The 214-nt window shown below is 61.2% G+C and carries 1 pseudogene; it reads left to right on the top strand.

Annotated elements, in window-relative coordinates:
• Positions 1-214: pseudogene (locus tag KJQ96_RS39875) on the top strand (DUF1835 domain-containing protein); the annotation flags it as partial.

The following is a 214-nucleotide window of genomic DNA, read 5'->3' as shown; positions in this document are numbered from 1 at the left end:
GAACTGCGGATGCTGGAATTGATCTCGGCCGGCTACGGGCATCCCTTTGACGTCTTTCCCCATCACAGGCAGCGCTTTCAGCGACGCGTGTTCGGTTACTGGGAAGCCGGTTTGCTGCTGGAGAGACTTGCGCTGGCACCGATCCCGGCTGTGTCGGGCCTCGCCGAATGGCCATTCACTCTCGAGATGCACGACGAGCATGAGCGTTTCGCGC

It is taken from the genome of Bradyrhizobium sp. sGM-13 (assembly GCF_018398875.1).
Taxonomy (GTDB): domain Bacteria; phylum Pseudomonadota; class Alphaproteobacteria; order Rhizobiales; family Xanthobacteraceae; genus Bradyrhizobium.
The sequence above is the reverse complement of the archived record's forward strand: the minus strand, read 5'-3'. Positions and strand labels throughout refer to the sequence as shown.